Source organism: Streptomyces sp. URMC 127 (genome assembly GCF_051386535.1).
Lineage (GTDB): Bacteria > Actinomycetota > Actinomycetes > Streptomycetales > Streptomycetaceae > Streptomyces.
The window spans coordinates 14,019-26,044 of the sequence record NZ_JBPQTW010000005.1; the positions used below are offsets into that span (position 1 = coordinate 14,019).

The window sequence follows — 12,026 nt, forward strand, 5'->3', positions numbered from 1 at the left end:
CGGCGCAACCGCTCAGTGCGGCTGCAGATCGCGCACCCGGTCCACCTCCGCCGTCCCCGACGGCATCGCCGGATGCCGCCCGATCAGGACGATGCCGATCACGATGGCCACCAGACCGGCCGCCTCCCAGGCCAGCGCCCCGGGCGAGGTGTCCAGCCGGTCGCCGAGGAAGCCCACCCCGCAGGCGATCCCGGCCAGCGGCTGCGCCGCGGTCAGGGCGGGCAGGGACATCCGCAGCGGGGCCGTCTCGAAGGCGCTCTGCACGAAGACCAGCGCCGTCAGACCGAGCACGAGCACCCCGTACGGCTGCCAGCTCAGGAAGAAGGCCGTCCAGCCGTCCTCGGACAGCCGTTTGCCGCTGACGCGCGTCAGGGCGTCCTGCACGCCGTAGAGCAGCCCGGCGGCCACCGCGAGCAGCGGCGCCTCGACGCTCATCCGCGCCCGCTTGGACGCCGCAGCCAGCGCGAGCGCGCCGCCCACCATGACGCCGATGAGCAGCCAGTGCCGCAGCGGGTCGGTGACGGTGGCGCCGCCGTGCGGGCGGCCCGCGACGATGAAGGCCGCGACGCCGCAGGCCAGCAGCCACAGCCCGCCCCAGCCCGAACGGCCCAGCGGCTGGCGGGTCTGCCAGCGGGAGAGGGCCATCGCGAACAGCAGGTTCGTCGCGAGCAGGGGCTCGACCAGCGACACCTCGCCCTGCCCCAGCGCGATCGCGCCGAGCACCATGCCGCACACCATCATCCCGATGCCGGCCAGCCAGCGCGGCATCCGGACGAGGTCGAGCAGCAGCCGGACGGAGAGAAAGTCGCTCATCGGTGCCCGCTGTGCGGCGTTCTGCTGGAGGACGAAGCCGATGCCCAGGCAGCACGCCGCGCTCACGGCGAAGGCGAAGACCATCACGTCGCGCACCTCAAGACCACTAGGTCGTCAGGGGACTTGACAGAAAAACGATAGCCGCCTTGTGGACGGTGTGACGGGCGAGTACCCCTCTTTCGGGCGGCCATCCCCTCCAACGGTCGACAGCGTCCGCGAGTGCCCCGCCGCACATCGAACTGTTGTCCGTAGGGCGGGCGTGCGAGTGACGTGCACAGGTCCGGCGGTGCGGGGGAGTGAACCACGGTAACCCGGAACTGACTCCTGGTGAGTTGATGAGCTGTCAGCCCCAAGATCGGGTCTTGACTCGGAGTAGTGACTACCGCTTTGCTGTGCGTGACTGACGTGGATGCATGCGGACGCCCCGACCAGGCGGCCGGAGGGGACGTACGCCGTGGAGGAAGCCCGCAGATGACGCCCCCGCGCCCCCTGGGGAAGGCTGCCCGGGCCTCCCGCTCCCGCACCAAGGACGGAGTGACCTTCGACCCCGCCCTCGACGACCACGCGCTGGCCACCGTCCGTGACGCCCTCGCCCGCGGCCGCTGGACCGAGGCCCGCCAGCTGCTCGCCCGGACGGGTGACGACTGGGACCGCCGCGGCCACCGCCTCGTCGTCCTCGCCGAAGGCCCCTCCAGCCTCGCCTGGGCCCGCGAGTGGCAGCTCGCCGAGCCCGACAGCCCCGACGCCGCGGCCCTCCTCGCCTGCGCCACCGTCTTCCGCGCCGTGGGCGGCAAGGAGAGCCCCGACGCCGCCCGCGCCGCGTGCCTGGTGGCCGCCAGGATGGCCCCCACGGACCCCTCCCCCTGGCTCGCCGTCCTCATCCTCGCCCGCCGCACGGGCACCGACGACGAGCGCGTGCGCGCCTTCGACCAGGTCCGCGCCCGGCACCGCGACCACCACCACGCCCACCACCTCATGGCCGCCTGCCTCGCCGAGCACCAGGACGGCGACCGCGACGACCCCCTGCACGAGGTCTACGACTTCGCCTCCTGGGCCGCCGAACAGGCCCCCGCCGACTCGCCGTTGGCCGTCCTGCCCGTCGTCGCCCACGCCGAGCGCTACCGCGTCCTCGCCCGCGCCGGCCTCGAACCCCGCGACCCCGCCCGCTCCGGCCACTGGACCAGCCGCCGCGCCCGCCAGGTGATGAAGGCCGCCTTCGACTGGTGGCTCGAATGGGACACCGACGAGAGCGGCGAGAGCGGCGAGCCCGGCGAGAGCGGCGACGCCGCCCCCGGCAGCGCCCACCCCCGGCGCAAGGTCGACCTCAACTACCTCGCCCACGCCAAGCTCCACGAGGGCCGGCTCGCCGAGGCGGCGGCCCTCCTCACACGCATAGGACCGCACGCCACCCGCGAGCCCTGGTCCTACCCCGACCGGGACGCCGGCCCCGCCTTCCAGGACGCGCGCCGCGCTGCCCTCGGCTCCGCCTGACCCGCCGGCGGCCCGCCCCCGCCCGGCATCCGCCGGTCCCCGCACCCACTGTCCCCGCTCTCCCCACGGGAAGGACCACCCCGCCATGACGACGGGCACGACGAGCGAGATCAGCACGTTCAAGGGCCAGGAGAGACGCCTGCGCGCCGACCGCATAGGACTCGCCGGCCTGCTCCTGTCGGTGGTCGCCGCCAGCGCGCCGCTCATGGTGACGGCCGGCGTCATGCCCACCACGTACGGCACGATGGCCATCGTCGGACAGCCCCTGCTCTTCGTCATCCTCGGCGTGGTGCTGACCCTCTTCAGCTTCGGCTACGCCGAGATGAGCCGTCACGTCCACAACGCCGGCGCCTTCTACGCCTACATCGCCCGCGGCCTCGGCGGCACCGCCGGAGCGGCCGCCTCCGTCGTCGCCCTCGCCGCCTACAGCCCCATGCAGTTCGGCATCTACGGCATCTTCGGCTACGAGCTCTCCGGCCTGCTCGGCAAGCACCTCGGCATCGCCGTCGGCTGGTGGGTCCCCGCCCTGGCCGCCGTCCTCGTCGTCGGCGTCCTCGGCTGGCTGAAGATAGACCTCAGCGCCAAGGTCCTCGGCGTGCTGCTGCTCATCGAGTGCGTGATGGTCGTCGCGTTCGACGTCGCGGGCATCGCGAGCCCCGGCCCCGAGGGCGTCTCCTTCCACGCCTTCGACCCCGCCACCCTCGCCGGCGGCGGCCTCGGCACCGCCCTCTGCTTCACCATCGCCGCCTTCGTCGGCTTCGAGCAGGCCGCCGTCTACGCCGAGGAGACCAGCCGCCCCCACGTCGTCGTCGCCCGCGTCACCTTCCTCGCCGTCGGCTTCGTCGCCCTCTTCTTCGCCCTCAGCTCGTGGGCGCTCAGCGTCGCCGCCGGGCCCGGGCACATCGTCGGCCTCGCCCAGGAACAGGGCCCGGACCTCCTCTTCGGCCTCACCGAGGACCGGCTCGGCGGCACCTTCACCGACGTCATGCACCTCTTCTACGTGACCGGCATGTTCGCCGCCATGCTCAGCTTCCACAACGTCGTCGCCCGCTACGCCTTCGCCATGGGCCGCGAGGGCCTGCTGCCCGCCGCCGTCGGCCGCACCGCCCGCGCCAGCGGCGCCCCCGCCTACGGATCCCTGCTGCAGAGCGGCGTCTCGCTCCTCGCGGTGCTCGTCTTCGCGGTGACCGACGGCCGCCCGCAGGGCGATCCCACCGCGCCGGTCCTGCGCCTGTTCACCTGGAGCGGGAACGTCGGCGCCCTCGGCGTCATCCTGCTGATGGCCGCCGCCTCCGCCGCCGTCATCGCCTTCTTCGTACGGCGCGGGGCCGCGCGGGCCCAGGCGCCCCGCCTCGTCGCGTCCGGCGTCGCCGGCGCCGCCCTCCTCGTCATCGCCGCGTACGCGGTGAAGGACTTCGACGTCCTCCTCGGCGCCGACCCCGGCTCGCCCCTGCGCTGGATCCTGCCCGGCACCATCGGCGCGGCCGTCGTCGCCGGCATCGGCTACGGCCTCGTCCTCAAGCACCTGCGCCCCGCGGTGCACGGCAGCATCGGCCTGGGGAACGAGGCGTTCCAGCTGGAGAAGGCGGCCGCGGCGGCCGAGCGCGGACAGCCGGGGACCCGGAAGGCCGCGGACTAGCCCTCCACGGCCTTCCCCACCCGCCGCGAGACCGTGAACGCGTACAGGTCCAGCACGCCCGGCGGCTCCGCCAGCCCCGGCCCGCCGGCCCGGATCCAGGCGGCTATGTCCGCGAGCGCGTCGTCGTCGTTGACCAGCCCCAGCCACACGGGACGGCCCCCGGCGGCGCGCCCCGCCGCCGACGGCTGGACGACGACCACGTTCGCCTGGTCGCACACGTCCAGGCACTCGGAGGCCCGCACCTGCGCGGCACCGCCCAACGCCGCCCGCAGCCGCGGGATCTGCCCGGCGTGATCGACCCCCGGCACCTTCCGGGCGTCGCCGCAGCAGCATCCGCGGCAGACGGTGACGCGGCAGGGGGCGGAGGAGGCCGCCGGCGCCGCGCGCCGGGACTGGTTGGTGATCATCCGCCAGATGATACGCACGGGCTGCCGGGGGCCGGCCGCGCACGGAGCGGGAAAAACAGGGGTAATAGGGGCAAAACAAAGGAGCCCCAGCATCGCTGGGGCTCCTCGCCGGTGTCCGAGGGGGGACTTGAACCCCCACGCCCGATAAAGGGCACTAGCACCTCAAGCTAGCGCGTCTGCCATTCCGCCACCCGGACCAGGTGTGTTTCGCCTTCCGGGCCGTGGCCCTTCCGACGAGGAAAACAATACCAAAGATCCGGGGGTGCTCGATCACCTGCCCGGTGGGGCCGCCCGGCGGCCTGTGACGGGCGGATGTCGGCGGTATTGCGGCCTTGGGCTGCGGCGGGCGGAGAGAGAGGATGGCCGAGGACCCACGCCGCGGACGGCCGCCCAGCCGGCAGCCCGCGGCAGCGAACCACGAGGAGGCAGCGTGAGCGAGTCGAAGCCGGCCGGGACCGGGGCGGGCAGCGTCGGCAGGGGCGGCGAGGACGAGGTCGTCGACCTCTGCCGCGATCTGATCCGGATCGACACCAGCAACTACGGCGACCACTCCGGGCCCGGCGAGCGCGCCGCCGCCGAGTACGTGGCGGAGAAGCTCGCCGAGGTCGGGCTCGAACCGCAGATCTTCGAGTCCCACAAGGGGCGCGCGTCGACCGTGGCGCGGATCGAGGGCGAGGACCCCTCCCGGCCCGCCCTGCTCATCCACGGCCACACCGACGTCGTGCCGGCCAACGCCGCCGACTGGACCCACCACCCCTTCGCGGGCGAGATCGCGGACGGGTGCCTGTGGGGCCGCGGCGCCGTGGACATGAAGGACATGGACGCGATGACCCTCGCGGTCGTCCGCGACCGCATGCGCACCGGCCGCAAGCCCCCGCGCGACGTGGTGCTCGCCTTCCTCGCGGACGAGGAGGCCGGCGGCGTCTACGGCGCGCGGCACCTGGTCGACAAGCACCCCGGGCTCTTCGAGGGCGTGACGGAGGCGATCGGCGAGGTCGGCGGCTTCTCCTTCACGGTCAACGAGAACCTGCGGCTCTATCTGATCGAGACCGCCCAGAAGGGCATGCACTGGATGCGGCTCACGGTCGACGGCACCGCGGGCCACGGCTCGATGACCAACAAGGACAACGCGATCACCGAGCTGTGCGAGGCGGTCGGCCGGCTCGGGCGGCACGAGTTCCCGGTCCGGATGACCAAGACCGTGCGGTCCTTCCTCGACGAGCTCTCGGACGCGCTCGGCACCCCGCTCGACCCCGAGGACATGGAGACGACGCTCGCCAAGCTCGGCGGCATCGCCAAGATGATCGGCACCACGCTGCGCAACACCGCGGCCCCGACGATGCTCGGCGCCGGGTACAAGGTCAACGTGATCCCGGGGCAGGCCACGGCGCACGTGGACGGAAGGTTCCTGCCGGGGTACGAGGAGGAGTTCCTCGCCGACCTCGACCGCATCCTGGGGCCGCGGGTCCGGCGCGAGGACGTGCACGCGGACAAGGCGCTGGAGACGAGCTTCGACGGCAAGCTGGTCGACGCCATGCAGTCGGCGCTGAAGGCGGAGGACCCGATCGCGCGCGCCGTCCCGTACATGCTCTCGGGCGGTACGGACGCGAAGTCGTTCGACGACCTGGGGATCCGGTGCTTCGGGTTCGCGCCGCTGCAGCTGCCGCCGGAGCTGGACTTCGCGGGCATGTTCCACGGCGTTGACGAACGAGTGCCCCTGGAGGGGCTGAAGTTCGGCGCACGGGTTCTCGACCGTTTCCTCGATCAGTGCTGAATCGGCGGCTAAACTCCGTATTTTTGTGCCGAGTTAACCGTAACGAGTGAATGATCTGAGGGTTGCGTAGCCCGATTACCTCCTCGTCGTTACAGGTGTGCGGTCCGCGGCTGGGACCGCATTGCCAACAAGGAGGAATCCATGATCAAGAAGGTCGTCGCTTCCGCGGCCGTTACCGGTGGTCTCGTGCTCGCGGGTGCTGGCCTTGCCGCTGCGGACGGAGAGGCCCAGGGGGCCGCCGTGAACTCGCCCGGCGTGGTCTCCGGCAACGTCATCCAGGTCCCGGTGCACATCCCGGTCAACGCCTGCGGCAACTCGATCAACATCGTGGGCCTGCTGAACCCCACCTTCGGCAACGTCTGCGTCAACGACTGACGTCGTGCCTCAACCCGTAAGGGGCTGACATGGGCGGCTCCGGAGTGACATTCGAGCACTCCGGAGCCGCCCGGGCTTTCGATGCGCGAGCAGTGGGCACTTTTGTCCCTGTTGCTGGCGCATATCCGTATAGCGCAAGCAGAGAGGCAGGACTTCATGCGACAGGTCACCAAGAAGGGCCTGATCACAGCAGCGGCGGCGAGCGGCGTGCTCGCGGCCGTGACCGGCAGCTACGCCCAGGCGTCCTCGGGCGCCTCGGGCCACTCGGTCAACTCGCCCGGTGTGGCCTCCGGCAACACCGTCCAGGTGCCGGTGCACGTGCCGGTCAACGCCTGCGGCAACACCGTGAATGTCATCGGGGCGCTCAACCCGGCCTCGGGCAACACGTGCGTCAACGGCGGCGGCCACCACGGCGGCGGTCACCACGGTGGTCAGGGCCACGGCGGCCAGGGTCACGGCGGCGGCCACCACGGGCACGGCGGATCCGGCGCCCACGGCGTCGCCTCCGACTCGCCCGGCGTGGCCTCGGGCAACACCGTCCAGGTGCCGGTCGACGTGCCGGTCAACGCCTGCGGCAACAGCGTCAACGTCGTCGGCGTGGGCAACCACACCACCGGCAACGAGTGCGTCAACGCGGGCGGCGGCCACCACGAGTGGCCGGGTCACCCCGGGCACAAGCCCCCGCACAAGCCCGGTGACCACGACGGGGCCCACAAGCCGCCGTCCCGCCCGGGCCACCCCGGCGGGCACGACTGCGACCACAAGCCGCCGGCCAAGGACCACGACAAGCCGGCCGGTCACAAGCCGGGCCACGAGACCCCGGGCAAGGACAAGCCGGCCGAGCACGCCCCCGCCGGGCACAAGCCCGCGCAGGCCGACGCCGCGCACATCCCCGCCGCCCAGGTGAAGGACGCCCACAAGGGCGCCCCGATGGCGGCCCCGGCCAAGGCCGCGCCCGCGGGCCCGGCCGCCAAGGCCGTCGAGCTCGCGCACACCGGCGCGGGCCAGCTGGGCATGGCCGGCGCCGCCAGCGCCGGTCTGCTGCTCGGTGGCGCGGTCATCTACCGCCGCGCGCGTGCCGGCCAGAACTGACCGGACCGCTCGCAGCAGCGCCTGACAGCACGGAGCGGGTCCCGCCGCGCGGGGCCCGCTCCGTCTGTGCGGTCACCAGGTGGCGCGCACCTGGCGGATGATCCTTCGGCGCAGCCGCACCCTGCGGCTGCCGTCGGGGTAGAGGCGCAGTCGGTCCAACTCCCAGTGTCCGTACTCGGCGTGATCGGTCAGCAGGCGTGTGGCGGCACCCCGGGAGACCCCCCGTGGCACATACACATCACAGAATTCGTATTCCGGCATCGCATCTATTGTGCGGGAACGGGCCCGGTGCGGATAGCGTCTGCACTATGTCTGATGCTGCGCAGCCATCCGCTGCCGAGGTACGCGCCGCCGCCGAGGCGGTCAAAGCCGCTCTGGACCGCCACCTCGACGCCGTCGAACGCCGGTCGGGCGAGGACGACCCGGCCGTCTACGCCGCGTTCAACGAGCTGGCCGCGACAGCCGAGGCCTACGACGAGCTGCTCTACGACACCTACGACGAGGTCACGCCCTTCGAGATCCCCGGCGACGACACCCTGCCCGCCTACGCCGGGCCGGAGGAGCCGAGCGCGCTCAGCGTCCTGATCCGCAGGGACTACGCCGTGGTCGAGCCGCAGCGGCTGCTCGCCCAGGCCCAGCGCGTCGCCGACCTCGACCCCGACGTCGACACGCCGCCGGGGACGGCCGCGGCCGCCGTGGGCAATGTGGGTGGCAGCGTGCACGCCGCGCTCGGGGTGATCTTCGGCGAGTACGAGCCGGACGAGATCGCCTCGCGGCACAAGGAGTTCGGCCTGGAGGAGGGCGACTCCACGCTCTGGGTCACCGCGGCGGAGGACCCCGCCGAGCCGGGGGAGTGGCTGCCGGCCCCCTTCGACCAGGCCGATCCGCAGCGGGTGATCTGCCGTTTCGACGTCAGCGCGGTCTTCGACGAGGAGCAGGACCTGGACGACGACGGTGACGACGAGGTCGATGACATCGACGACGCGGATGACGCGGACGACGGGGACGACCTCCTGGACGTCGATGTCGATGCCGATGTCGATGCGGACGACGATGCGGACGACGAGGTGGGCGGCGCCCCGGAGAGAGGCGGCGGCGCGCCGGCTTCGCGCCCGAAGCGCTGACCGGCCCCGGGCCCGGGCTCCCGCCCGGGCCCGGACGCACTCATCCCGCCGTGTGCTCCTGGGCCCGCAGCAGGGCCCGCAGCCGCGTCGTCCGCTCCTTGGCCGGGACCTCCGCGACCGCGCGGGGCAGGGCCTGGTCCACGCCGTGCACGACGGACAGGTGCCGCTCGGCCCGGCCGAAGGCGGTGTAGACCCACGCACGCGTGAGCGTGCGGGCCGCGTCGCCGGGCAGGACCACCACGGCGGCCGGCCAGCGGTTGCCGGCCGCCTGGTGGGCGGTGACGGCCCAGCCGTGGCGGACCGTGGCGGCCACGCGCTCCCGTGGCACGAGCACGGAGGAGCCGCCGCAGTCCAGCCGCAGGCCGTCCGGCTCCGCGGCGGCCACGGTGCCCGGGATCATGCGGCCCGGCGCCGGCACGTACGCCACGCGGTCGCCCGGGTCGAAGCCGCCGAAGCGGCCGGGGCCGGGGTTCAGCCGCTCCTTCAGCGCCGCGTTCAGCGCGCGGGTGCCGGCGGGGCCGCCGTGGCCCGGGGTGATCACCTGGGTCTCCGCGGCGGGCACGCCGATGGCCCGCGGGATGGAATCGGCGACCAGCTGCACCGTCCGGTGCACGGCCTCGCCCGGATCCCGCACGGGGACGATCACGACCTCCTTGCCGGGGGCCTCCGGCTGCGTCAGCTCGCCGACGCCGATCCCGGAGACCAGCTCGCCCACCGGCCCCTCGTCCGGCGTGCGCGAGACCACCGCCGGGCAGACGCGGGCCGCCACCACGTCCGCGAACACCCGGCCCGGGCCGGCGGACCACAGCACGGCCGGGTCGCCGCTGAGCACCAGGCGGGTGCCGTCGGCAAGTGACTCCACCAGCACGGCGGCCGTTTCGACATCGAGCTGCGGGGCGTCCAGGACGGCCAGCAGGTCGAGGGCGAGGGCGCCGTCCTCGTCCCGGCCGGGGCCCTCGGCGCCGGACAGCAGGCCCGCCACCGTGACCGCTTCCGGGTCACCCGAGGCCGCCAGGCGCCGGCGGCCGTCCTCGGTGTGCGCGGCGGCGCAGGCGCGCAGGCCCAGGGAGCGGGCCGCCGCGACGAGGGCGGCCGGCTCGGCGCGGGCCGCCTCGCCGCCGCTGTGCGTGACGAGGCCCGCGCCCGCCGCGGCGCGGATCAGCTCCGCCGCGGAGGGCGTGGGTGCGGCGGCGGCCGCCTCCTCCCACTCGCCGGACCCGGCCGTGAACGTGCTGACCAGCCGGGCCAGGCCGTCGGCGAGGCTCTCCTCGGCCATGGCATAGCGGTCGAGGCCCAGGAGCAGGCGCACCGGGACCTCCTCGTCCTCGCCCGCGGGCGCGGTGGAGCCCGGCGCGGGCTCCACGGCCTCCTGGAACACCAGGACCGTGCCCTCGGCGATGGCGGACTGCAGCGCCTCGTCCGGATCCGGGACGGAGTGCCGGGCGAGGGCCGCGGTCAGGGCGGACGCCTCCAGGACCGTGTGCCCTTCGAGCGCGGCGCGCTCCAGGAGCCACCCGGTCAGGGCCAGGGCCCGGCGCTCGTCCCCGGGGCCGGCCTCCGGGCCCAGCAGGGCCCGCGCGAAGCCGTCCGCCTGCTCGGGCCGTACGCCCGGGACGGCCAGCAGCCGCCAGGGATCCTCGCGAAGGGCCTCGGCGGCCTGCTCGCCCAGCGCTTCGGCGGCGGGGCCCGCGAGCTGTTCGGGCGCGCCGCCCGCGGCGAGGACCTGCCGGATGCCGGCGAGGCCTTCGGCATCGATGCGGTGGGCCGCGGCGGGCGCGGGCGCGGGGGCCGCCTGGCGGGGCGGCCGTGCGGGCGCGGCCTTGCGCGCGGGCGCGGGCCGCGGTGCCTCCGTGAAGAACGACGCCGCGGACCGCTCACCGCTCTCCACGGCCCGCACGGCCGCGGCGAGCGCCTCGGCGACGGCGCTCCTGCCGCGGCCCTCCGGGCCCGGCTCACCGGGGCCGCCCGGTGCGTGGTGCGCGGCCTGCGGCCCGTCGGTGCGCTCGGCGCTGCCGTGCGAGGCCGGCCCCTCGCCGGGAGACTGCGTGCCGCCCGGTACAGGGCCGGCACCCTGCGCTTGTGCTGCGCCGGGCTCCCCGGCGCTGCCGCGCGGGACGGCGGCGGGCTCGCCGCCGGGAGCGGAGCCCGCGGCCGGCCCGGCGCCCGGCTCGGGCGCGGACGCCGGCTCACCGTCGCGCCCGGGGGAGCCCGGCTCCTGCCCGGGAGCGGAGTCCGGCTCCGGAGAGCCGTCCGTGGGGGCGGGGGCGTCGCCGGCGCGGCGATCGGTGTTCACAGGGTGCTCCAGTCCTGATCGGGATAGCGGTGCACGGGCGCCGAGACATCGTCCAGCGCCCGGCAGATCTCGTCGGGAAGCGTAAGGCTCTCCACTGACAGCGTGGTCCGCAGCTGCTGCGCCGTGCGCGCGCCGACGATCGGGGCGACGACGCCGGGGCGGTCGCGGACCCAGGCGAGGGCGACCTTCAGGGCCGTCGTGGCGAGGCCGTCCGCGGCGGTGGCGACGGCGTCGACCACGCGGCTCGCCGTCTCGTCCAGATACGGGGCGACGAAGGGCGCCAGGTGCTCGGAGGCGCCGCGGGAGTCGGCGGGCGTCGCGTGGCGGTACTTGCCGGTGAGGACGCCGCGGCCGAGCGGGGAGGAGGGCAGCACCCCGATCCCGAGGTCCAGCGCGGCCGGCAGCACCTCGCGCTCGATGCCGCGCTGCAGCAGCGAATACTCCATCTGGGTGCTTGCCAGCCGGGTGCGCACGCCGGGCGCGGCGAGCTGCCACGTGGCGGCGCGGGCGAGCTGCCAGCCGCAGAAGTTGGAGACGCCGGCGTAGCGGGCGCGGCCGCTGGTGACGGCGATGTCGATCGCCTGGAGGGTCTCCTCGACGGGCGTGTGCGGATCGAAGGCGTGGATCTGCCACAGGTCCACGTAATCGGTGCCGAGCCGCTCCAGGGAGGCGTCGAGCGCGGTGAGCAGGTGGCCGCGCGAGCCGTCGAAGCGCCGGTCGGGGTCGGGGACGCTGCCGGACTTGGTCGCGATGACCAGGTCGCGGCGCGGCACGAGATCCTCCATCAGCCGTCCGAGGAGGTGCTCGGCGGCGCCGTCCGCGTACACGTCCGCCGTGTCGACCAGCGTGCCGCCGGCCTCCCAGAACGTCTTCAACTGCTCCGCGGCGTCGCCCCCGTCGGTGTCCCGGCCCCAGGTGAGCGTGCCGAGCCCGAGCCGGGACACTCGCAGGCCCGTACGGCCGAGATGCCTCAGTTCCATGAGCGCTGAGGTTACTGGCCGCGGCCCGCCCCGTGGCC

General features: G+C 74.3%; 11 protein-coding genes and 1 tRNA gene. 6 read left to right on the forward strand and 6 right to left on the reverse strand.

The features are described from left to right. Positions 1 to 12: 12 nt before the first annotated feature. A complete protein-coding gene (locus ACSNOH_RS02620; protein ID WP_436719580.1) occupies positions 13 to 897 on the reverse strand; it encodes a DMT family transporter in 885 nt (294 codons plus the stop codon). A 387-nt stretch (positions 898 to 1,284) separates the two neighbouring features. On the opposite strand from ACSNOH_RS02620, the gene ACSNOH_RS02625 reads away from it, so the two are divergent. Next, a complete protein-coding gene (locus tag ACSNOH_RS02625; protein ID WP_436719509.1) occupies positions 1,285 to 2,304 on the forward strand; it encodes a hypothetical protein in 1,020 nt (339 codons plus the stop codon). Between the two features lie 85 nt (positions 2,305 to 2,389). Next, a complete protein-coding gene (locus ACSNOH_RS02630) occupies positions 2,390 to 3,943 on the forward strand; it encodes an APC family permease (RefSeq protein ID WP_436719510.1) in 1,554 nt (517 codons plus the stop codon). Here the strand turns inward: ACSNOH_RS02630 and ACSNOH_RS02635 are convergent. Then, on the reverse strand, positions 3,940 to 4,350 hold the full coding sequence (locus ACSNOH_RS02635) for a (2Fe-2S) ferredoxin domain-containing protein (RefSeq protein ID WP_436719511.1): 411 nt from the start codon (positions 4,348 to 4,350) through the stop codon (positions 3,940 to 3,942). The genes ACSNOH_RS02630 and ACSNOH_RS02635 overlap by 4 nt on opposite strands. Positions 4,351 to 4,462: 112 nt before the next feature. Continuing rightward, a tRNA-Leu gene (locus ACSNOH_RS02640) sits at positions 4,463 to 4,547 on the reverse strand. 233 nt (positions 4,548 to 4,780) lie between these two features. Here ACSNOH_RS02640 and ACSNOH_RS02645 point away from each other — a divergent pair. From ACSNOH_RS02645 to ACSNOH_RS02655, 3 genes are all read left to right on the forward strand, one after another. After that, entirely contained in the window at positions 4,781 to 6,124 is a 1,344-nt protein-coding gene (locus tag ACSNOH_RS02645) for a M20/M25/M40 family metallo-hydrolase (RefSeq protein ID WP_436719512.1), read from the forward strand. A 141-nt stretch (positions 6,125 to 6,265) separates the two neighbouring features. Further along, positions 6,266 to 6,499 carry a chaplin gene (locus tag ACSNOH_RS02650; protein ID WP_436719513.1) on the forward strand — a complete coding sequence of 78 codons (234 nt, stop codon included), beginning with the start codon at positions 6,266 to 6,268 and terminating at the stop codon, positions 6,497 to 6,499. A 156-nt stretch (positions 6,500 to 6,655) separates the two neighbouring features. Beyond that, the gene (locus ACSNOH_RS02655) at positions 6,656 to 7,591 is read left to right on the forward strand and encodes a chaplin (RefSeq protein ID WP_436719514.1); all 936 of its coding nucleotides are present in this window, start codon (positions 6,656 to 6,658) and stop codon (positions 7,589 to 7,591) included. 72 nt (positions 7,592 to 7,663) lie between these two features. Here the strand turns inward: ACSNOH_RS02655 and ACSNOH_RS02660 are convergent, their stop codons facing one another. Beyond that, positions 7,664 to 7,852, reverse strand: coding sequence for a DUF5703 family protein (locus ACSNOH_RS02660; protein ID WP_106678739.1), 189 nt, complete (start codon positions 7,850 to 7,852; stop codon positions 7,664 to 7,666). A gap of 47 nt (positions 7,853 to 7,899) precedes the next feature. Between ACSNOH_RS02660 and ACSNOH_RS02665 the strand changes: the two genes are divergently transcribed. Further along, positions 7,900 to 8,715 (forward strand): hypothetical protein, encoded by an 816-nt coding sequence (locus ACSNOH_RS02665; protein ID WP_436719515.1) that lies wholly within the window; start codon positions 7,900 to 7,902, stop codon positions 8,713 to 8,715. Positions 8,716 to 8,755: 40 nt separating this feature from the next. On the opposite strand, the gene ACSNOH_RS02670 is transcribed toward ACSNOH_RS02665, so the two are convergent. Together ACSNOH_RS02670 and ACSNOH_RS02675 are read right to left on the reverse strand one after the other, a co-directional pair. Then, positions 8,756 to 11,008, reverse strand: coding sequence for a helix-hairpin-helix domain-containing protein (locus ACSNOH_RS02670; RefSeq protein ID WP_436719516.1), 2,253 nt, complete (start codon positions 11,006 to 11,008; stop codon positions 8,756 to 8,758). Next, positions 11,005 to 11,988: an aldo/keto reductase gene (locus tag ACSNOH_RS02675; protein ID WP_436719517.1), complete on the reverse strand. Its 984-nt coding sequence runs from the start codon at positions 11,986 to 11,988 to the stop codon at positions 11,005 to 11,007. Before ACSNOH_RS02675 ends, ACSNOH_RS02670 begins: the two co-directional genes overlap by 4 nt. Positions 11,989 to 12,026 lie beyond the last annotated feature (38 nt).

Coding starts and splice junctions, on each gene's coding strand:
- ACSNOH_RS02620 (WP_436719580.1), bottom strand. CDS start 897: ATGGTCTTCGCCTTCGCCGTGAGCGCGGCGTGCTGCCTGGGCATCGGC.
- ACSNOH_RS02625 (WP_436719509.1), top strand. CDS start 1,285: ATGACGCCCCCGCGCCCCCTGGGGAAGGCTGCCCGGGCCTCCCGCTCC.
- ACSNOH_RS02630 (WP_436719510.1), top strand. CDS start 2,390: ATGACGACGGGCACGACGAGCGAGATCAGCACGTTCAAGGGCCAGGAG.
- ACSNOH_RS02635 (WP_436719511.1), bottom strand. CDS start 4,350: ATGATCACCAACCAGTCCCGGCGCGCGGCGCCGGCGGCCTCCTCCGCC.
- ACSNOH_RS02650 (WP_436719513.1), top strand. CDS start 6,266: ATGATCAAGAAGGTCGTCGCTTCCGCGGCCGTTACCGGTGGTCTCGTG.
- ACSNOH_RS02655 (WP_436719514.1), top strand. CDS start 6,656: ATGCGACAGGTCACCAAGAAGGGCCTGATCACAGCAGCGGCGGCGAGC.
- ACSNOH_RS02660 (WP_106678739.1), bottom strand. CDS start 7,852: ATGCCGGAATACGAATTCTGTGATGTGTATGTGCCACGGGGGGTCTCC.
- ACSNOH_RS02665 (WP_436719515.1), top strand. CDS start 7,900: ATGTCTGATGCTGCGCAGCCATCCGCTGCCGAGGTACGCGCCGCCGCC.
- ACSNOH_RS02675 (WP_436719517.1), bottom strand. CDS start 11,988: ATGGAACTGAGGCATCTCGGCCGTACGGGCCTGCGAGTGTCCCGGCTC.